A 21,212-nucleotide genomic window follows, 5' to 3' on the forward strand; every position below is an offset into this window, starting at 1 on the left:
TAACTTGTCCTCAACACTTAATTCTTTCGTATTCGCCATATTCTATAAGTACTTAACTGGATTTGTATTTTCTTCAGATAAAATGATTGCAAAATTAAGGATTTTTTTCCGAAGAAAATCAACAATATAATTTTTTGTATACCGTTCGCTCTCAAAATGTCCAATATCGGCCAAAAGTAGCTTGTTTTCGGCTTCATAAAACTGATGGTATTTCAAATCAGCCGTTAAAAAAGCATCGGCTCCAGCCATAATTGCATTTTTTATAGCATAACTTCCAGATCCACCTAGTACTGCAACTTTTTTTATTGGTTGCTGCAATAAGGCCGAATGTCTAATACCATCCGCTTGCATTTTGTTTTTAACTTCGAGTAGAAAGTCAGTCTCGTTCATTGGCGTTGTTAATTCGCCAATCATTCCAAGACCTATATTTTGATGTGAATTTTGCATTTCATAGATCTCATAGGCAACTTCCTCGTATAGGTGTGCAGTAAAAAGGGCTTTTAAGATTTTGGATTCTAAATATTTTTCAAAAATAACTTCAATCTTAATTTCTTCGCCTGTATGTACCTGTCCTTTTTCTCCAATAACGGGATTGCTGTCTTCATTGCCTCTAAAAGTAAAACTGCCGTTTGAGCTAAAGCTGCAATTATCGTAGTTGCCTATATTGCCGGCTCCTGCTGAGAATAATGCAGTACGGACCGCAGCTGCATTTTCAGGTACAGTGTAGGTAACTAGTTTGTAAATGAATTTTTGCTTCGGGATTAGTATTTTAGTGTTGATCAGCCCTAAAGCGTCACAAAATATTTTATTAACTCCTTCTTTATGGTTATCAAGTGCAGTATGAACGGCATAGATCGCTATGTCATTTTTTATAGCCTTTATAATAGCACGCTCGACATAGTTTTTTCCTGTGATTTTTTTGAGTCCGGAAAAAAGAATCGGATGAAAGCAAACCACCAAATTACAGTTTTGAGTGATGGCTTCATCGATTACACTCTCCAGTGCATCATGACAAACTAGCGCTCCTGTGGCTATTGCTTCTTGATCACCTACGAGTAGACCAACGTTATCAAAATCTTCGGCATAGGCTAGCGGTGCCATTTGATCGAGTACTGCTAGTATTTCTTTAATTTTGTACATGTAGTAGTTTTTATTTAATGCTGCTAGAGCGTGAAAGGGATGTAAAGAACAAATTAACGAATAAAGGAATCAATTTTAAAATAAAAAATATACTTTCGTACTATGAATGCACTACGAAAAATACTATTTCCCTTTAGTGTTCTTTACGGAATTGTTACTGCCATCAGGAATTTTCTTTTTGATATTGGAGTTCTGAAGTCGTACTCATTTGCAGTACCCACAATTGTTGTTGGTAATTTAAGTGTTGGAGGAACGGGTAAATCACCACAAATTGAATACTTGATTCGCTTATTAGAACCTAATTATAAAGTAGTAACTTTAAGTCGAGGGTACAAACGTAAGACGGAAGGCTTTGTTTTGGCAGATGCTACTGCTAGTGCATCGACCATTGGAGATGAGCCTTATCAATTTTATAGTAAGTTCAAATCCATTCGGGTTGCTGTCGATGCGAATCGTAAAAACGGAATAGAAACCTTGCTTGCGCAAAAGAATAAACCCGAAATAATCCTACTTGATGATGCCTACCAACACCGGAAGGTAAAAGCAGGTTTGTATATTTTACTCACAACTTACAAGGAATTGTATTGTGATGATTACTTGCTGCCAGCGGGGAATTTACGAGAGAGTAGGAGCGGTGCCAAGAGAGCCAAAGTGGTGATTGTAACAAAATGTCCACCTACCTTATCAGTGGAAGAACAAAAGAAGATTAAAGCGAAATTAAAAATGGACGATAATCAAGAATTGTATTTTAGTTATATCAAATACGATGATTTGGTTTTTTCGGAACAATCTTCCATTAAAAGAGAAGTAGTGGCAAAACAAACAAAGGTGCTCCTAGCAGGAATTGCAAAACCAGATTCTTTTTTTGAGTTTTTAAAAGGAGAGAACGACATTTGTTTATCCTATCCGGATCATCATGATTTTACCTATAGTGATTTAGCTACCATAAAAAATAAAGCAGGAAGTAACATTGTTGTTACAACTGAGAAGGATTATGTAAGACTAAAAGGGCGTTTGCCAATGCAACAGCTTTTTTACTTACCAATACAAAGTGCTTTTATAAATGAAGGCCAAAATTTTAATAAAACGATAAATGATTATGTGGGATAAAGTGCAAGAAACAGTAGAATTTATAAAAAGTGTAAATGATTTCAATCCTGAATATGGTGTAATACTGGGTTCAGGTTTAGGGAGTTTTACAGATGATATGGAGGTAGTTTTTACCTTGCCATATAACGAAATACCTAATTTTCCTGTATCGACAGTTCAAGGTCATAAAGGAGCGCTTGTATTTGGAACTATTGGAGACAAAAAGGTAGTTGCCATGCAAGGGCGTTTTCATTTTTATGAAGGATACTCGATGGAAGAGGTAACTTTTCCAGTACGTGTGATGAAGTATATAGGAGTTAGTAAATTGATTGTTTCTAATGCATCAGGAGGAGTGAACCCTAATTACAAAGTAGGCGATATTGTGATTATCAAAGACCATATTAATTTTGCTCCTGAGCATCCGTTAAGAGGTAAAAACGATGAGCGTTTTGGTCCTCGATTTGTAAATATGAGTGCGCCTTATTCGCGCCAAATGATTCTAAAAGCCAAAGAATTGGCAATTGAACTGGGCGTAGCCGTGCAAGACGGTGTTTATTTTGGATTACAAGGTCCTACTTTTGAAACTTTAGCAGAATATAAAATGGTAAAAATTCTGGGTGCTGATTGCGTAGGAATGTCGACTGTGCCAGAGGTTATTGTAGCACGTCATATGGATGTGGAGACTTTTGGAGTGTCCATCATTACTGATATGGGGAATGAAGAGAGTATTGATACTATCTCTCATGATGAAGTTCTTGAAGCAGCCCAAAATGCAGAGCCGAAAGTTAGAGCTTTGATTAAAAGCTTAATCTTACATTATTAGTTCTTTTAAATGTTACGAACTAAAGCAGCATAGAATTCTTCAGGGATGAATGGTTTTGTAACAACATCATTCATTCCATAAGATAGTAACATTTCTCTGTTTTCATCAAGAGAAATAGCAGTTAAGGCAATCACGGGGATTTTTGAATTGAATTCCCGTATTTTCTGCGTAGCCACGGTGCCATTAATACCGGGTAAGTGCACATCCATAAGCACCAAGTCAAAATAGTTTTCCTTAACAGCTTTTATACTGTCCTCACCATTATCGATTACTTCGCAAAGTATACCTTTACTTTCAAGCATTCGCCTAGTAATCATTTGATTGATTTTGTTGTCTTCAACAATGAGTACTTTTTTGATCGCTAACAATGATAAATCACAAGTTAACTTAATTTCTTTTTTAATTTCTTTGTTTTTATCTACTTCAAACGGTAATTCTACAGTAAACAAGGAGCCTTTTCCTAATGTGCTCTTCAGTTTAATTTGTCCTCCTAATAAAGTGGTCAGTTTTTTAACAATGGTGAGTCCTAATCCGGTTCCGCCGTATTTTCTGTTAATTTCAACGGAGCCTTGTGCGAAATTTTCAAAAACCGTTTCTAATTTGTCAGGAGCGATTCCAATTCCTGTATCTTCAATTTGAAAAGAAACAGCCGTGTTTTCTTCCTGAAAGGATAGTAAAGTGGCACGAATAGTAACACTACCATTTTTTGTAAATTTCAAGGCATTGTTGATTAAATTCATGAAAATTTGAGAGAGTTTTGTCGTGTCTCCATATAAGTTTTCAGGAATGGCATCGTCGATTATTAATTCAAAATTATTGTTGTTTTTTATAGCGACTTCCAGCAGCGAGTTTTTAATATTTTCAAGGAGTTGCTTTATATTAAACGAAATTTTTTCGAGTTCAACCCTGTTCGATTCTATCCGATTGATTTCTAAAATATCATTAATAAAAGTTGTGAGATAGTTGCCTGAGAATTGTAGGGAGGAAAGGTAATGAAGTTGTGATTTTTTGGGGTTTTCTTCCAGTAATAAATGCGTAATACCATTTATAGCATTAAGTGGTGTTCTTAACTCATGACTTACAATTGACAGAAATTCGGATCGCGCTTGCGAGGCTTTCTCTGCTTTTTCTTTTGCAATCACTAACTCATTGTTTTTTTCATTGAGTAGTAAGTTGGTTTTATTTCTTATTATGTTATTTTTATATAATGAAAGGCTTAAAAGCGACAGAATCGAAATTAAAGCGATAGATAAAATATTAATGAGTTTGGAAAACTTATTGGTTTTTTCGTGTTCTGCTTTTTGTTTGTAAATTTTCGCTTCTTTATCTAGTCTTTGCGACTCTTTAAAGTTCTCATAATCGTCGATACCTAATTTTTCATTGTTTAATAGTGCTAAACTCTCTTTTAGGTTGAGGTGTTGTTTTAAATAAAGATAGGCATTGCTTTTATCCAATTGCTTTTCGTAAGCAATACTAATGGCTAGTAGAATATTAGATTTCTGCTCTAGGTTTTGGGTGTTTTTATTTAATTCTAGCGCATTGTTGTAGTAGTTTAAGGCTAAATTAATTCGGTTTTTAGCTAATTCCACCAATCCCATTTGATACAATGCTTCTGCTTTGGTATTATTTAATGTAATGCTGTTAGGTTTACTAATGATGGTATTGAATAATAGCGAAGCTTCTTCGACAGCATTCTCTTTCCTTAAAATTATTGCTTTTTGTAAGTTGATGAGATCTATCGTTTTATCGATTTTCAAAAGTTTATTGATGGACAGCGCTTTATTGAAATATGTCTTAGCGGCTTTGTAGTTGCTGTTTTGTACTTCGGTTAGGCCTATGTAATAATTGGCTTCTGCATATTGAATGGTAGGGGGTAACGATTCAAATAGTGGTAAGCTTTTAGAAAGCGATTCTTCAGCATCGGTATACCTTTTTAGGTCAAAATATATTTTCCCAAGGCGTAATGTTTGCGCAGCTTGTGCTTCAGGGTCTTTATTTTCTTCGGCATAATCAATGGCTTTCTGGGTATAGAAAAGCGCATTTTTAAATTTGTTGATTTGAATATTAGCCTCGGCTAGGTCTTCATAATATTTGACGCTATCTAAAGTTTCTTTATGCTGAGCATAAAGAAAGGAACTTAAAAAAAGAATAAAAATCCAGCTGTTTTTCATCTTAAGTTTAGTTTTTAGCGCTAGTTATTGGTCAGTTCTATTAAATCAATTATGCGTGATGAATATCCAATTTCATTATCATACCAGCCCACTACTTTCACCATCTTGTCAATAACCGAGGTGAGTTGTGCATCGAATAAGCAAGAATTTCTATTTCCTATGATATCGACAGATACGATTGGGTCCTCTGTATAATCCAGGATTCCCTTTAAGCTGTTTTGAGCTGCATTTTTAAACGCGGCATTTATCTCCTCAATAGTGACTGCTCGTTTTACATTAAATGTAATATCGGTTAGTGATCCATCTGGAACAGGGACGCGAATTCCGCAACCACCTATTTTGCCCTCTAATGTAGGAAAAATTTTTGTTATAGCCTTCGCTGCACCTGTAGTTGTTGGAACAATCGATTGGCTAGCGCCTCTGGCCCTACGTAAATCCTTGTGCGGTTGATCGTGTAGGCTTTGATCTGTAGTAAAGGAATGTATCGTTGTTATATAAGCTTCCTTGATTCCGCATAGCTCATCAATAATTTTAACCATGGGAGCTGCATTATTAGTCGTACAGCTGGCGTTAGAGATGATAGTTTCAGTACCGTCTAGTATGTTTTCATTTACTCCTAGTACCACTGTTTTTATAGCATCTACTTCTGATGGAGCGGATAAGATTACTTTTTTAGCTCCAGCCACTATATGAGCGTTAATTTCTTCAAAGGATTTGTATTTCCCTGTTGATTCGATAACGTAATCAATACCGATGCTTTTCCAATCTAAATTAGAAATGTTTTTTTCATGGAAGAACAAAAAGTGTTTGTCTTCAATAGTAAAACCACTTTCATCAGGAACAACTTTCTGAGGCAAAACACCGTGAATACTGTCGTACTTCAATAAATGAGCCATCGTATTGGTGTCAGCGATGTCGTTAATAGCTACAACTTCAATGGTAGGATGGTTTAAAAGCAGGCGAAATACATTTCTACCAATGCGTCCAAAACCGTTTATGGCAATTCTTATCATAGTTTGTAATGTCATAAAGTAAAAAGACCTAAAGTCAGTGTTTTAGATCTTTCGACTTTCTGACTTTAGTTCTTTAACTATAAAATGTGCTTTTGTGCTTTGTATGAAGAGCGTACAAGCGGACCACTTTCTACATGGCGAAAACCTAATTCTAAACCGTATTGCTCATATTTAGCAAACTGTTCAGGAGTTATGAATTCCTTTACCGGCAGGTGCTTTTTACTGGGTTGCAAGTACTGTCCAATGGTTACAACATCCACGTTAGCTTCGCGCAAGTCTCTCATAGTTTGAAAAACTTCTTCTTCCTGTTCTCCAAGGCCTAACATAATTCCAGATTTTGTTCTATTGATTCCCTTTTCTTTCAGGTAACGTAAGACTTCTAAGCTTCGATCGTATTTTGCTTGGATACGAACCTCGCGAGTCAATCTGCGTACAGTTTCCATATTGTGTGAAACAACTTCAGGATTAGCAGCAACGATTCGATCTAGGTTGATTTCCATTCCTTGAAAATCCGGAATAAGAGTTTCAAGAGTAGTGGTTGGATTCATGCGGCGTATTGCTTTTACCGTCTCAATCCATATGATAGACCCACCATCTTTTAGGTCATCTCGATCCACACTAGTAATCACAGCATGCTTGATGTTCATGATTTTTATAGAACGGGCTACTTTTTCAGGCTCATCCCAATCAACTGTTTCTGGTCGACCTGTTTTTACACCGCAAAATCCACAAGAACGAGTACAAGTGTTACCCAAAATCATGAACGTAGCAGTTCCTTCACCCCAGCATTCACCCATATTAGGGCAACTACCTGATGTGCATATAGTGTTAAGGCTGTATTTATCAACAAGTCCGCGAAGTTCAGTATATTTTTGTCCTATTGGGAGTTTTACCTTTAACCATTTCGGTTTGCTTGTAGGTAATTTATTTTCTAAAACAGTTTCCATAATTTTAAATTTCAATAGTGCAAAGATACGGAAAGCGGAATTAAAATACCGACTTTAATAACCCAAGGTTTATCTGGTTTTTGAATAAATTATTTTTTTTATTAGGAGCTTAATCCAGCTATCCGCTATATGTCCTTTTCTAAAACTGCGGTAAAAACCGCGTTCTAGAAAAGCACGATGCCGCTGCTATCTGGGCTAGGACATGCGAATTCGTTCCTAACTAATTTTCAAAAAAAAAGCATAATCAGGAAGATTATGCCTTTTAGTATTAGTTTACTTGAACGGTTATCGGTAAGTTGTAGGCGGTTCGCACTGGTTTGGAATCGATCATTCCAGGCAGCCACTTCGTTTTTAAAGATTTTAAAACTCGTATTGCCTCTTTAGCAAGTCCATAACCAGGATCGTTTTTTACTTGAATGTCAGTCATACTCCCGTCTTTTTCAACAACAAACGAAACATAGATTTTAATGTTTTTATCACTAACTACTTCAGGGCTTTCAAAATTTCGTCCAACAAAGGTGTAAAACTTGCCTATTCCTCCAGGGAATTCCGGTAGTTTATCAAGTGCTGCACTAGTTACAACCGTATTGCCATAGTCAACTGGAGCAGTGCCACTGCCGCTAGTCACTTGTGGTGTGCTTATTCCGGTGCCAGTACTACTTCCTGTAGTTGCAGTAGAGGGATTAGCAATGATTTCGGTATTTTTAGGAACGTCTTGTGTTGCTAATGGTGCTTTTACAATGACAGGATTTGTTAGTTGTTTTGTAGTAACCACAGCTGCAGGTTGTGCTTGCAATGGTTTTGGAGCAATGGGAACTACTGGCTTAACTTCAGTAGGATAAATTTTGGTTACCTCAATAATTTTATCTGTGATTTGAGGCAATACATCCGGAATAATTTTGTCAGGAAAAATTGTGCTGATTACATGTGGTAGCGATGCTAACGATGCACATAGTAATACACCCATGAACAGTGCAATCAAAGAGGTTTTAGTACTTTGTTGACGCAATTGAAACGCTCCATACTCTTGGTTTCTGTTTTCGAATACTAGATTAATCCAGTTGTTTTCGTAGAGGCTAAGTTTAGACATGGTAATTGGATTTAAAGGTTAAGTAACTATTAGATCATAGGCGATTGCTTAATTTTAAAGTATAACGGAATAATAAGAATTATAGTATACTAATTTAGTTAAATTTTTACAATTATTTAAGTGATGGATTGTTTTTGGTGCAGAATAGTAAAGGTTATCGCTTACTGGTAATGATTTCAGCTAACAATTTTTTAGCCCTGAGTAGTTTTACTTTAACGCTGCTTAAAGGCTCATTAATGGTATTGGCTATTTCTTGGTACGTCATTTCTTGAAAATAACGCAGTTGAATTACTTCTTGGTAGTGTGGTTTCAATTCTTTGATGTATCGCAACAAACGAGATAGATTTTGTTCTCGAATTAATTCATCTTCTGCAGATAGTGTAGTGTCAGCAATATTATAGGCTTTTTGATCTTCGCGATCCGTCATTTCTATAAAAAGGCTTGATTTTTTTTTGCGCAATAAGTCGATATGCACATTTTTAGCAATACTTATTAACCAGGTGTTGAATTGAAAATCAGGATTGTAAGTAGCTATTTTGTCAAATGCTTTCGAAAAAGTTTCAATGGTAATATCTTCAGCATTTGTTTCGTTTTCAGTGCGTTTGAGCATGAATCCGTAAACCTCATTCCAATAATGGTTCAATAGAAAGGTGAAGGCCGTTTGGTCGCCTTTTTTTGCTTTTTCTATTTGAGTTTTTATTTCCAATTTACGGGTTTTGAGAAGATATTTGTTATAAAGATATTGATTTGCGTCAAGATAAGAACTAGCTCTATGATAGGAAACCAGTATTTTAAATCTTTTTCTTTAAGTTTTCCTGCAGTACAACCTACTACGATCCATGCGCAAAGATATCTTAGTGCGATTAGGCCAACCACAATCATCCATTGAAATTGAAATGATAGTAGCACAATTGGTAGTACAATAAACAATAATTGGCTGCAGTAAAATGTACCTAGCTGCAGTTGGTCTAGTTTTTTATAATGCTTGGCCGTAGCTATATGTCTTCTTTTTTGAGTAAACCACTGGCTGTATGTTGTTTTTGGCTTAGAGCGTGTAAAGCTTTCGGGTGTAAAAGCTATTGTGCAATTTTTAGCGGTTGCAGCTTCGTTTATAAACAAGTCGTCATCTCCTGAACGGACCTGAATATGATTAATAAAACCATTTACATTAAAAAACTCCTCTTTTTTGTAAGCTAAATTGCGACCTACTCCCATGTAAGGACGTCCTAGTTTTGCCCAAGAAAAATATTGCATTGCTGTTAAAACGGTTTCAAATCGAATCAAGACATTTAGAAAAGAATTATTGATCCTCTCGTATCCTCCATATCCTAAAACAATAGTTTTTTGCATGGTAAATTGGGAACTCATGGCTGTAATCCAATTTTTAGAGGTTGGATAACAATCAGCATCAGTAAACAATAAATAATCTTTTTTAGCTGCTTTAATTCCTAGCGTTAAAGCATATTTTTTGTTCCCCCAAAAGGCTTCATTATTTTCTACTTTGACCAAGCGAATATTGCTGTACTGCTTTTCAAATTCTTCAAAACGTTCTAAAGTGTCATCGCTAGAAGCGTCGTCTATTAAAACAATTTCAAAATCAGGATAGTCCTGCTCAGCCAATAGCGGAATAAATTTCACTACGTTTTCTTCTTCGTTTTTGGCGCACACAATTACCGAAATAGGAATGCGTTTGGGCGTAACCGTTTGCCCTTTTGCGAAAGCAAATTTCCCAAAAACAACTAGATAGTACAGTATTTGAATAGCTACAACAGCAATAAAAAAGTAGAGAATTAGTATAAGCATTAGAGTTTTATAGGTTGTTTAAATCGGTGGCAAAGGTATGAATAGAATTGCTAAAAATAAATGATAAAATGGTAAATCTATTCGTTATTTCTACAAACTTAATTTGGCTTAAATTACGTTGACTTCTGCTTCGATATGAATACCAAATTTTTCAAAAACAGTATTTTGTATATCCTTTGCAACCTCCAGAATCTCTTGACCGGTAGCATTGCCATAATTAACTAAAACTAGTGCTTGGTTTTTATGAACTCCAGCATCGCCAAATCGTTTTCCTTTGAACCCAGCTTGCTCAATTAGCCAGCCTGCTGGTACTTTAACTGCTGTATCTGAAATTTCATAATATTTCATCTCAGGGAACTTTTGATGGATAGGATCGAAATCTTTTTTTAGCACTATCGGATTTTTAAAAAAGCTTCCACTATTACCTAATTCCTTTGGGTCGGGTAATTTGCTTTTTCGGATCGCAATTACAGTATCACTAACGTCTTTTAAATTGGGATTTGAATTTCCTTTTTTAGACAATTCTCCAGTAATGTCGCCATAGGAAGTATTGATCTTATGATTTTTCTTGGTTAATTTAAAAACTACTGAACTTATGATAAATTGGTCCTTATATTCATTTTTAAATACACTTTCGCGGTAGCCAAAATGACAGTCAGCATTGGTAAAAGATCGGATAGTTTGATCCTTAATCGAGATTGTACTACAAGAAACCATCGTGTCTTTGATTTCTGTTCCATAGGCGCCAATATTTTGAACAGGAGTTGTACCCACATTTCCGGGAATAAGGGACATGTTTTCCAGTCCACCAAAATCTTGATCGATGGCCCACAACACAAATTCATGCCAGTTTTCTCCCGCTTGACATTCGATCCAAACGAAGCTATCATTTTCCTCTACTATTTTTTTTCCTTTTAAGTCAACATGTATGACTAGAGCATCAATGTCTTTAGTTAGTAGCATATTGCTTCCGCCTCCTAAAAAAAATTTTTTGGCTGTTTGATTTTCTTCTAAAACAGTAATTAATTCTGGAATTGAGTGAACGGCGATAAATTGTTTTGCCTTTACATCGATACCAAAACTATTGTAATTTTTTAAGGAAAAGTTGCTTTTTATCTCCATGAAAACTGTTGCTTTTAATGCGAATTTTAAAGGTCAAAAGTAAACATTAAAATTGAGTTACATAATTTTTTATCCAGATATGCATCATAAATAAAGGCATAACAAAAGCAGTCATGGTAGGGTCGCCTTTTTTTAAGCGATCAACAAGTGCTTTGCTATTTATATTTTGCAAGTAGGGCATTTCAAAAATAGTACTCGTTGCAAAAGAGGTGAGTTCATCTTTAAAAACCGAACTATTAACTAAGTAATCTCCCCATGGAGCGCTGAGTCCTACTTTTTTAAACTTTAATATTTCTTCGGGCAATTGATCCTGCATAGCTGATTTTAGGATAAACTTCCCCTTTTTTCCTGTAAATAGCCATTTGTCCTCTAGTGAACCTAAACCTGTGATGAGTCGCTGATCTAAAAAGGGTTCTCGGCATTCTATCGAGGCACCCATTGTAGCTCTATCATTGCGGTGCAGTAGCGAGCGAAGGTAGGTTTGTTGGTCAAAATAAAGCGCTTGCCTCCTTAAATTACCAGGGTAAAGTTCCTTAGCTTCTTTGTAGATTTGGATTCGGTATTCATTTTTAGGTGGAGAATTAATGCCAAATTGCGCAGCGATATCAGCCGGATAGATGTTGCAACTATTAAAAAGGATTAAATCTGATTTTTTACTCATCTTAGCGTAACGGCCTAATTTTTCGAATCGGGCTGTTTTATTAAAAAGATCAAGGGACCCAAGTGTTGCAATAGAGCTCAATAATGAGGGGTATTGTAGCGCTTTATAACGAACATATCCACCCATTAATTCATCAGCACCTTCGCCGGAGAGTAATACTTTTACAGATGATTTGGCTAGCTCTGAAATGGTTAAAAGATGTGGCTCGTTCAGATGCATTATGGGTTCGTCTTGGAAGTAAGTAGCTTGTACGAGTTTGTCGTGCAGCGCTTGGTCTTCCAATTGAAGGGTATGAAAGCCATATGCTAATTTTTCGCTAAGCATTTTGGCAAGATGCGCCTCGTTATGTTCTTCTTCTTTAAAGCCTATGGTAAAAGATTGAATGTTTTGAAATTGCTGTTTTTTTAAGCTAGCTAGAATAGACGAGGAGTCTAAACCACCACTCAAGAGCACACCAACAGGTACATCACTCACCATTCGCAATCGTACCGATTCATCAAAGGTGGACGAGAACCATTCCAGCGGATCCTTAATTGGAGTTTGATTTTGAATTTCTGTTTTTAAATCCCACCATTTTTCAGTCTCAATTCTACCACTTGCATATACTGTCATACTGTGACCTGCAAGCACTTTATTGATGTTTTCATACAGTGTGCCTTCCCCGGCAACGAAACGATTAAAAATGTACTCTTCTAGTCCTTCTTTTGAAATTTTAAGTGGTACGCCAGCAGTAAAGAGGGCTTTTTGCTCGGATGCAAAATAGAAAGTTTCATTGTAAATAGCATAATAGAGCGGTTTAACTCCCATTCTATCTTTAACTACAATCAGTTTTTTTTCTAGGGTATCCCAAATGGCAAAAGCAAACATTCCATTAAGGCGATGAAGCATTTTTAGACCATGCATTTGGTATAATTTCAAAAGAACTTCGGTATCCGAATTTGTTCGAATCGAAAAGCCATTACTTCTTAATTCGGGATAAAAGTCCTTATAGTTATAGATCTCACCATTGTAAACCATAATGTACCGCTTATCTTCAGAGAGAAAAGGTTGGTGTCCGGCTGCAGAAACATCTAGGATCGATAGTCTCCTGTGGCCAAAACCAACATTTTTATCAATAAATAATCCTTGGTCGTCAGGTCCACGATGTGCTAAGGAGTCACGCATTTTGGTCAGCGTATGCTCATCAACTTTTCGTTCTGATTGAAAGTGAAGTATTCCGTTAATTCCGCACATAGTTATTTGTTTAAGCTGTGTGCAGTAATAAGTTCGTGGTATTTTTGGGCAATTGCTTTCATATTGGTTTGGTAATTGGCTTTGCTTTCCACCAAAAGTCTGTTGTGGTGAATTGCATTTTCTCGGTATTTGATATTATTAAAAGCCCAAATTATTTCTTCTGCTAGCATCTTATAATCATTTACAGCCACTAGCTGTCCGTTTGCACGATGTTTAATCCAACTTTGATTTCCTACTATATCTGTTACAATTGGGTAGGCTTGGCAGGCCATTGCTTCAAATAAGGAGGCCGATACTCCTTCGGTCGTTGGCATACTGATATAAAAATTTGACTTTTTTAGCAACTCGGGTAATTCGGTATTTGAAATTCTTCCTGTGAAAACTACCTTATCGGCAATTTTTAATTTTTTGGTTAAAGCATTTATGCAAGGAAATTTTCTTCCATCTCCTATAATAGTTAATACGAAATCTATGCCACTCTGGTTTACTATTTCAAATGCTTTAAGAATAATATCATGGCTATACTCGGGCAGTAGTGATCGGGTAACTATAGCATGAATTTTAGTTGGTAGGGCAGCATTCCCAGCACTGAATTTTTCTAAATTAATCCCCTTGGGCAACACCATCACTTTGTTCATATCAACTTTGGCTTTAGCCATAGAAATAGTCATAGCAGGACCCCAAGCATGAATTAAGGTTGCCTTTGAAAAGGCATAATTTTGAATTAATATTTTTAAAGATAATAAAATGGAATCAGTAGGCCATAAATCAGTTATGCCTTGTTGTGCAATTGCCGACGGTTGAATTCCAGAGATTCCGGCCAAAAAGCCATAACTAGTTGTTCGCTCTGCAATTACCATATCTGGTTTTTCATCCTTGATTATTTTTTTAATTTTAAAATAAGCAAGGTTGAATTCAGCAATACGTAAAATACGGTTTAATAAAGTCGTGCTAGGTGTTTTTAATTCCCAACAAATAATTTCAAAATCGCCATATTCCCTCAGGCCATTTATCCAAGTAATAGCATCTGCTCGATAAGATTCTCCAAGAAAAAGTATTTTTCTTTTCTTCATGTACTTGTTTTAAGCTTCGTCAGCGGTTAGTGCCCGTCTTAAAAATTCGTTTAAAGGTTTGAGTAAGATCAGCTTTTTGGTTACTGTAGAAACGAACTCTTTGTTAGTAACATCATTAAATTTTATTTTAAATGAGGTTTCGAAACTTTTTAATTTTAAAAATTCAATGGCGGGATGTTCTTTTTCGTATCCTCTTGGTGGATTTTTTAGTAAGCTGCGTTCATTACTATCAAAGTCTTGGAATACATTTTTAAATTCTTTTTCGTTCAGAATTTCTTGTAAGTCTTCATAGAAAAAGGCAATTTCTTTTCTGATTTTTTTTAATTCATCTGCTTCTGGAGCGTATAGTCCACCAGCTATAAAAGCTTCTTCTTGATCCAAATGGATGTAGTAGCCAGGACTATTTTTTCCTTTTACCCTGCCACAAGGCATCCATATTCCTAAATGCGTTTTATAGGGAGTTTTATCTTTAGAGAATCGAATGTCTCTATTGATTCTAAAAGTACAATTTTTGACTTCCAGCATTTCAAGTGAAGGGTCTAATGGCTTCATTACTGCTAGTAAATCGGAAACAATTTGCTGATAGTCCTTTTTACAAAGTTCGTATCATTTTTTGTTTTCTAAAAACCAATCACGGTTGTTATTCGATTTTAGGTCCTTGAGGAACTCTATGGTTGGGTTGGATAGCATACTTCGTTTATTGCAGTTGTTTTTTTAATTCTTCTTCAGTAACAACGCCCGACTGTCTCCAACTAAGGTTCTTATTTTTATAAAGGAGTAATGCAGGAAGGTTGTCAACTTCTAATTTAGCTGCTATCGTTTTATTTTTCTCGAAATCAATAGTAATTATTTGAACTCTATTAGCTTGCTCTTTTCCTAGTTTTGAAATGATGGATTCTATTTTTTGACATGAAGTACAGTTTCCTGAAAAGTTAATTAAGACTGCTTTTTCAGATTCCAAAAGACGGTTGAATTCTTGAAGTGACATTCCTATTATTGGTGTATTTGGCTTGTTAAAAGAGGTTAATTGCCATTGTGTATAGCCTCCCTCGAGCTCAATAATAGTTTCAAAACCTAATTCTTCTAGTTTTTTAACAGCCTTGCTGCTTCGATTACCGCTTTTACAATAAACATAGACTGGATTTTTTTTATCTAGTTTTTTTGTATCCGCAACAAAAGTTGTTCCTAACCAATCGATGTTTAAGGAATTGTCGATATGTCCTAAATTGAATTCTTCAGGCGTTCTGACATCAAGGATTTGAGTTCCTAGCGTACTACTAATGTTTTCTGCAAATTCCAATGGGGCAATCGTTTTACTTTTAATCGATTGTTGTGCCAGGCTGGAAAAACAAACAAAAAAGATAGAAAGCAGTATAAGTTTAGGTTGTGAATTCATAATGTTAGATTTAAGTGCTTTACAAAAATAACTAAATTACAAGTACGTAAGCGCTATTGTTGTTAAAAATATCCCCTATAAATTAAAAACTTGATAAGACTGATGTGTCGATTTTACAATGCTTTCCGTTCGTTCAGGATGTGTATCCGAGATGAATAATTGCCCAAAACTATCGCTATTGACCATGGCAATTATTTTAGAAACTCTTTCTTCATCAAGCTTATCAAAAATATCATCGAACAACAAAATGGGTTTAACGCCACTTTGCTTTTTCAAGAACTCGAATTGTGCTAATTTTAAAGCAATCAAATAGGATTTTTGTTGGCCTTGAGAGCCAAATTTTTTGATAGGATGATTGTCAATCTCAAAGGAAAGGTCATCTTTATGAATGCCTACACTTGTGTATTGAAGCGCTCGATCTTTATTGATGTTTTGTTCTAATAATAATCTCAAATCGTTTTCAAATAACTGACTGTCATAAACTAATTGAACGCTTTCTGCAGAGCCAGTAATTGCCTGGTGATGGTTATTGAAAATAGGTACAAATGAAGCAATAAATTCTTTTCGTTTTTGAAAAATGTATTTCCCGAATTCCATTAACTGTTCATTATAAATTGACAAAGTATCATTTTCAAAAACATGATTAAGAGCGAAGTATTTCAACAATGCATTGCGTTGACTCATTACTTTTTGGTACTGAATCAATTTTTGTAAATAATTCGAGTCCAGCTGAGAAATAACACTATCCATGAATTTACGGCGTGTTTCACTTCCTTCTACGATTAAATCTCTATCTGCAGGTGAAATGATGACCAAGGGTATGAATCCTATATGGTCAGAGAATTTTTCGTACGCTTTACTATTGCGTTTAAGTACTTTTTTTTGCCCTTTTTTTAAGCTACAAACAACTTGTTCGCTTCTTTCGTTTTTAACAAACTCAGCGTCAATGACAAAAAACTCCTCTCCGTGCTTGATGTTTTGAACCGCAAGCGGATTAAAATAGCTTTTGCCATAGGCTAAATGATAGATAGCGTCCAAAACATTGGTTTTACCGATTCCATTTTTACCTACGAAGCATATAATTTTACCTTCGAACTCAAAATTAGCCTCTGCGAAGTTTTTATAGTTGAATAATGAGATTTTTTTTAGGTACATTTTTAGGGAACCTCTGACATTGAGGCGTTTGTCTTTTTTGAAGCATTTGTAATAAGAGGCTGCAAATTATTGAAAATTTTTGATAAAAGAAACTTCTGTAACTTTTGTATCTAAAATATTTTAGTTTGTCGAGGGACTGCAAAATTATTTTTTTATTTCCACTATAAAATATTGAATTTATTGCGTGAGTTTGAATAAAAATTTTATTTTTGCGGTTCACTAAATTAATTTTAAATGGCAACTTACAATAAAAGAGGATATAAAACACCTAAAGAAAAAGAAGTAAACGATACTACTGTTGAAAATGTAATAATTGACGAAAAGGATAGTACAACAGCAGGTGTTTTTTCAGCTTTAGATGAAACTGCTTCAAAAACTGAAGATTTTGTTGCTAGAAACCAAAAAATTATCATCGGTTTAGTAGGAGCTGTTGCTTTGTTAACTATTGGGTACTTAGGGTACCAAAAATTTATTGCTGAGCCAAAACAATTAGAGGCTGCAGATGAAATGTTTGTTGCACAACAAAACTTTCAATTAGCAACTGATGGAGTAAAGAGTGATTCATTATATAAATTGTCTTTAAACGGGTCAGAAGGTAAATTTGGATTTGTTAAAATAGCAGATGAGTATTCAGGTACTGATGCAGGAAATTTAGCTAATTACTATGCGGGAGTTGCTTACTTAAACACAGGAAAGTACGCTGAAGCCATTGATTACCTTGGTAAATTTAATTCAGATGATATCGTTTTAAGTGCTTTGGCCAAAGGAGCAATTGGAGATGCGTATGCTCAGAAGAATCAATTAAAAGAAGCTTTAGAGAATTATATTAAAGCAGTTGATGCAAATAAAAATGATTTCACAACACCTCGTTTCTTATTAAAAGCGGGTAAAACGGCTTTAGCTCTTGGAGACAAAGCAGCGGCGTTGAAATACTTTACAGACATCAAAGACAACTTTGATACTGCTCCAGAAGCAGCTTCGGTTGATGCTTTAATTGGTTTGTCTCAATAGCAAAAAATAACAAGTTTTAAGATTGACAATTACATTTATTAAGAGTAATTTTAATACATGTAATTGTCAATTTTTTTTAGGTTAAATTTAAATATCATTTAGTATGGCAACGATTAATAAAAATTTATCAGTTTATGACAAAAGCAGCTTACCAAAAGCAAAGGATTTTCGTTTTGGGGTTGTAGTTGCAGAATGGAATGGAGAAATAACAGAGGGATTGTACAATGGAGCCGAAGGAGCTTTTTTAGATAACGAAGTTCCTGCTGCCCACATCATTCGATGGAATGTTCCAGGAAGTTTCGAATTGATTTATGGTGCGAAAAAAATGCTACAAACACAAAATGTCGATGCAGTAATTGTCATTGGATGTGTTATCCAAGGAGAAACTAAACATTTTGATTTTGTTTGCGAAGGCGTAGCACAAGGAATTAAAGATTTGAATGTACAATCAGATGTTCCTGTGATTTTTTGTGTTTTAACAGATAATACCATGCAGCAGTCTATCGATAGAAGCGGCGGAATCCACGGTAATAAAGGGACAGAAGCAGCAATTGCAGCGATTAAAATGGCCTTCATCCGTCAGCAAGCTTCCTTAACTCACGAATATAAAAAAGCAACATTATTGGCTTCAGGACAATTGCAAATTGAAGATTTGCCTCTGAAACTTGAGGAATAACAATTTAAATAATTCAATTTTAAGCCTATACTGTTTCTGTATCAGTATAGGTTTTTTGTTTTAATTATGATTGGTAGATGCACTAAAGCCAACCAAAATTCATTAAATTTGTTACCACTGCAAGGAAACCTAAATCCATAAATTTTTAAATTAATTATTTTTAATGTCAAGTATAATCCAATTACTTCCTGATCATGTTGCAAATCAAATTGCTGCCGGAGAAGTGGTGCAAAGACCCGCTTCAGTTGTAAAAGAATTGCTAGAAAATGCTGTAGATGCCAATGCTTCGGATATCAAACTTATCATCAAGGAAGCTGGGAAGGTCATGGTACAAGTAATTGACAATGGCAAAGGGATGAGCGTAACTGATTCGAGATTGTGCTTCGAACGACATGCAACTTCTAAAATTAGACTAGCAGAAGATTTATTTTCATTAAATACAAAAGGTTTTCGTGGTGAAGCATTGGCATCTATTGCTGCTATCGCGCATGTTGAAATGAAAACTAAGCAAGATCAAGAAGAGTTAGGGACTCAAATTATCATTGAAGGGAGTAAGTTTGTATCGCAGGAAGCAGCAGTGTTGCCCAAAGGGACCTCATTTGCTGTTAAAAATCTATTTTTCAATATTCCGGCACGACGCAATTTTTTAAAATCGGATAGTGTAGAGTTTCGTCATATTGTTGATGAGTTTCATCGAGTAGCTTTGGCTCACCCTTCTATTTATTTTACTTTTTATCACAACGGAAGTGAAATGTTTAATTTGCCGGGTTCAAGTTTACGTCAAAGGATAGTGAATATTTTTTCGGGTAAAACCAATGAAAAATTAGTACCTGTACAGGAAGAAACAGAAATTGTATCAATTCAAGGATTTGTTAGTAAGCCTGAGTTTGCCAAAAAGAGCAGGGGCGAACAATTTTTCTTCGTGAATGACCGCTTCATTAAGAGTGGTTATTTGCATCATGCAGTAATGGCTGCTTATGAAGGTATTTTGCGAGATGGTGCGCAGCCTAGTTATTTTTTATACTTAACGGTGCCACCAAACACTATTGATATTAATATTCATCCAACCAAGACAGAAATTAAATTTGATGACGAGCATGCCTTGTACGCCATATTACGGTCGTCAATTAAACACAGCTTAGGGCAGTTTAATGTCGCGCCAGTTTTAGACTTTGATCGAGATTCGAACTTAGATACACCTTATAATTACAAGGATTTAAAAGGGGAGACGCCTACAATTCAAGTCGATAGTACTTTTAATCCGTTTTCAGATGATAAAGTAAATAAACATTACGCTTCGGCGAGTTCGTACAAAAAACCAGAACCAACCGCCAGTTGGGAAAGTTTATATGTGGGTTTGAAGCAGGAAACACATTTTCAATCAGCAGCTACTAATCTTAGTTTCGAAACCGAAGAGGTAACAGGCTCTTTGTTTAATGATGAGGAAGTTGAGCATGCCGTGCAAAACGTATATCAAATACATAAAAAATATATTGTGTCTCCAATTAAATCAGGAATGGTGATTGTAGATCAGCAGCGAGCACACCAACGCGTGCTATACGAGCAATTTTTGACCAACATGACAGTACAACAAGCCTCGAGCCAACAGTTATTATTTCCTTTAGATTTGTTTTTTTCGTCAAGCGAAATGGAATTGATTGACGATTTGAAGTTGTCTTTAATTAATACTGGTTTTGTGTTTGAAGTAGCACCGGACAATGCTCATGTTGTAATTTCAGGGATACCGGTGAACATTACTGAGAGTGAGGTTTCGATGGTTTTAGAACAGTTGTTAAGTGATTTAGAGGATGGAATTCCTGAAAACAGCTTTAGTCAAAATGATACTATTGCCAAATCAATGGCCAAAAGTTTAGCGGTAAAAACAGGAACAAGTTTAACTGTAAAAGAACAAGAGAATTTAGTTAATGGGCTTTTTGCTTGCAAAGACCCCAATGTTTCTCCTTTTCAAAAACCAACTTTTATAACCATGAGAGTGGAAGATTTAGATAAAAAATTTGCATTATGATGAATATTACCGAAACTGTAAAACAGTTATTGATTATCAATGTCCTATTCTTTGTAGGTACATTAGCTGTTGGAGGGTTTTCGCCAGATAGTTTTAATCCAAATAATCCAGCATACAGATTATTAGCATTGTATTTTCCTGAAAATAGTGGGTTTCAGTACTGGCAGCCGCTTACGCACATGTTCATGCATGGTGGTTTTATGCATATTTTCTTTAACATGTTTGCCTTGTATTCTTTTGGATCTGCACTAGAACATTTTTGGGGAGGTAAAAAGTTCTTATTTTTTTACATTTCCTGTGGTTTAGGTGCAGCCTTAATTCATACTGGAATTAACTATTATTATTTTCAGGAGGGAATGAAAACTTTGTTAGAGCAAGGTTTTTCTCAAGCAGAGGTTTTTGCTGTTTTGAATGGTAAAGGAAATAGTGCGATAGGTCCTATTTTAAACAGTCCAGAATTCGGAGATTTTATTAGTTCTTACTTTGGTACTGTTGTAGGAGCTTCAGGAGCTATTTATGGTATCATCGTAGCGTTTGCTTTTATGTTTCCAAATGCTGAATTGGCCTTGATGTTTATTCCAATTCCTATAAAAGCAAAATATTTTGTTCCGGGCTTGGTTGCAGTAGATCTTTATTTAGGAGTATCGGGTCAGTCTTTATTTGGAGGTCCTGGAATTGCACATTTTGCACACGTAGGAGGTGCATTATTTGGATTCTTAATTAGTTGGTATTGGAAAAAGAACCAGTTTGATAATACTCGTTGGAATTAATTTAAAGTAGTGC

The 21,212-nt window shown here is 35.4% G+C and carries 18 protein-coding genes and 1 pseudogene; 6 read left to right on the forward strand and 13 right to left on the reverse strand.

The features are described 5' to 3' along the window. Positions 1–42: 42 nt before the first annotated feature. Positions 43–1,140, reverse strand: a complete 1,098-nt coding sequence (locus tag P8M54_RS02195; protein ID WP_300284556.1) for a Nif3-like dinuclear metal center hexameric protein — start codon at positions 1,138–1,140, stop codon at positions 43–45. A 102-nt stretch (positions 1,141–1,242) separates the two neighbouring features. Between P8M54_RS02195 and lpxK the strand changes: the two genes are divergently transcribed. Together lpxK and P8M54_RS02205 are read left to right on the forward strand one after the other, a co-directional pair. Next, positions 1,243–2,250 (forward strand): tetraacyldisaccharide 4'-kinase, encoded by a 1,008-nt coding sequence (gene lpxK, locus P8M54_RS02200; protein WP_300284559.1) that lies wholly within the window; start codon positions 1,243–1,245, stop codon positions 2,248–2,250. After that, positions 2,240–3,052 (forward strand): purine-nucleoside phosphorylase, encoded by an 813-nt coding sequence (locus P8M54_RS02205; protein ID WP_300284616.1) that lies wholly within the window; start codon positions 2,240–2,242, stop codon positions 3,050–3,052. Before lpxK ends, P8M54_RS02205 begins: the two co-directional genes overlap by 11 nt. Positions 3,053–3,057: 5 nt before the next feature. Here P8M54_RS02205 and P8M54_RS02210 read toward each other — a convergent pair whose 3' ends face one another. The 12 genes and pseudogenes from P8M54_RS02210 to recF form a co-directional block, all read right to left on the reverse strand. Next, positions 3,058–5,223: an ATP-binding protein gene (locus tag P8M54_RS02210; protein WP_300284561.1), complete on the reverse strand. Its 2,166-nt coding sequence runs from the start codon at positions 5,221–5,223 to the stop codon at positions 3,058–3,060. A 20-nt stretch (positions 5,224–5,243) separates the two neighbouring features. Continuing rightward, on the reverse strand, positions 5,244–6,251 hold the full coding sequence (gene gap / locus P8M54_RS02215) for a type I glyceraldehyde-3-phosphate dehydrogenase (protein WP_300284564.1): 1,008 nt from the start codon (positions 6,249–6,251) through the stop codon (positions 5,244–5,246). A 62-nt stretch (positions 6,252–6,313) separates the two neighbouring features. Next, positions 6,314–7,183, reverse strand: coding sequence for a lipoyl synthase (gene lipA, locus P8M54_RS02220; RefSeq protein WP_300284567.1), 870 nt, complete (start codon positions 7,181–7,183; stop codon positions 6,314–6,316). Positions 7,184–7,451: 268 nt separating this feature from the next. Continuing rightward, complete coding sequence (locus tag P8M54_RS02225) at positions 7,452–8,273, reverse strand: energy transducer TonB (protein ID WP_300284569.1); 822 nt, start codon at positions 8,271–8,273, stop codon at positions 7,452–7,454. A gap of 154 nt (positions 8,274–8,427) precedes the next feature. Further along, positions 8,428–8,979, reverse strand: coding sequence for a sigma-70 family RNA polymerase sigma factor (locus tag P8M54_RS02230; protein WP_300284571.1), 552 nt, complete (start codon positions 8,977–8,979; stop codon positions 8,428–8,430). Then, entirely contained in the window at positions 8,970–10,076 is a 1,107-nt protein-coding gene (locus P8M54_RS02235; protein WP_300284574.1) for a glycosyltransferase, read from the reverse strand. Before P8M54_RS02235 ends, P8M54_RS02230 begins: the two co-directional genes overlap by 10 nt. Before the next feature lie 108 nt (positions 10,077–10,184). After that, positions 10,185–11,198: a UDP-N-acetylmuramate dehydrogenase gene (murB, locus tag P8M54_RS02240; RefSeq protein ID WP_300284577.1), complete on the reverse strand. Its 1,014-nt coding sequence runs from the start codon at positions 11,196–11,198 to the stop codon at positions 10,185–10,187. A 46-nt stretch (positions 11,199–11,244) separates the two neighbouring features. Then, positions 11,245–13,092, reverse strand: a complete 1,848-nt coding sequence (gene asnB / locus P8M54_RS02245) for an asparagine synthase (glutamine-hydrolyzing) (protein WP_300284579.1) — start codon at positions 13,090–13,092, stop codon at positions 11,245–11,247. Between the two features lie 2 nt (positions 13,093–13,094). Then, positions 13,095–14,165 carry a glycosyltransferase gene (locus tag P8M54_RS02250; protein ID WP_300284582.1) on the reverse strand — a complete coding sequence of 357 codons (1,071 nt, stop codon included), beginning with the start codon at positions 14,163–14,165 and terminating at the stop codon, positions 13,095–13,097. Positions 14,166–14,174: 9 nt separating this feature from the next. Further along, a pseudogene (locus tag P8M54_RS02255) lies at positions 14,175–14,855 on the reverse strand (DUF2461 domain-containing protein). A 7-nt stretch (positions 14,856–14,862) separates the two neighbouring features. Then, on the reverse strand, positions 14,863–15,561 hold the full coding sequence (locus tag P8M54_RS02260; protein WP_300284585.1) for a rhodanese-like domain-containing protein: 699 nt from the start codon (positions 15,559–15,561) through the stop codon (positions 14,863–14,865). A gap of 75 nt (positions 15,562–15,636) precedes the next feature. Then, entirely contained in the window at positions 15,637–16,716 is a 1,080-nt protein-coding gene (gene recF, locus P8M54_RS02265) for a DNA replication and repair protein RecF (RefSeq protein WP_300284588.1), read from the reverse strand. 234 nt (positions 16,717–16,950) lie between these two features. Here recF and P8M54_RS02270 point away from each other — a divergent pair, with 234 nt between their 5' ends. The 4 genes from P8M54_RS02270 (at position 16,951) to P8M54_RS02285 (ending at position 21,199) form a co-directional block, all read left to right on the forward strand. Then, complete coding sequence (locus P8M54_RS02270; protein WP_300284591.1) at positions 16,951–17,727, forward strand: tetratricopeptide repeat protein; 777 nt, start codon at positions 16,951–16,953, stop codon at positions 17,725–17,727. Positions 17,728–17,830: 103 nt separating this feature from the next. Continuing rightward, entirely contained in the window at positions 17,831–18,403 is a 573-nt protein-coding gene (gene ribH / locus P8M54_RS02275) for a 6,7-dimethyl-8-ribityllumazine synthase (protein WP_300284594.1), read from the forward strand. 163 nt (positions 18,404–18,566) lie between these two features. After that, positions 18,567–20,429 carry a DNA mismatch repair endonuclease MutL gene (mutL, locus tag P8M54_RS02280; RefSeq protein WP_300284597.1) on the forward strand — a complete coding sequence of 621 codons (1,863 nt, stop codon included), beginning with the start codon at positions 18,567–18,569 and terminating at the stop codon, positions 20,427–20,429. After that, complete coding sequence (locus P8M54_RS02285) at positions 20,426–21,199, forward strand: rhomboid family intramembrane serine protease (RefSeq protein ID WP_300284599.1); 774 nt, start codon at positions 20,426–20,428, stop codon at positions 21,197–21,199. The genes mutL and P8M54_RS02285 overlap by 4 nt, the downstream gene beginning before the upstream one ends. Positions 21,200–21,212 lie beyond the last annotated feature (13 nt).

The sequence above is a fragment of the Flavobacterium sp. genome (assembly GCF_029242675.1).
Classification (GTDB): domain Bacteria; phylum Bacteroidota; class Bacteroidia; order Flavobacteriales; family Flavobacteriaceae; genus Flavobacterium.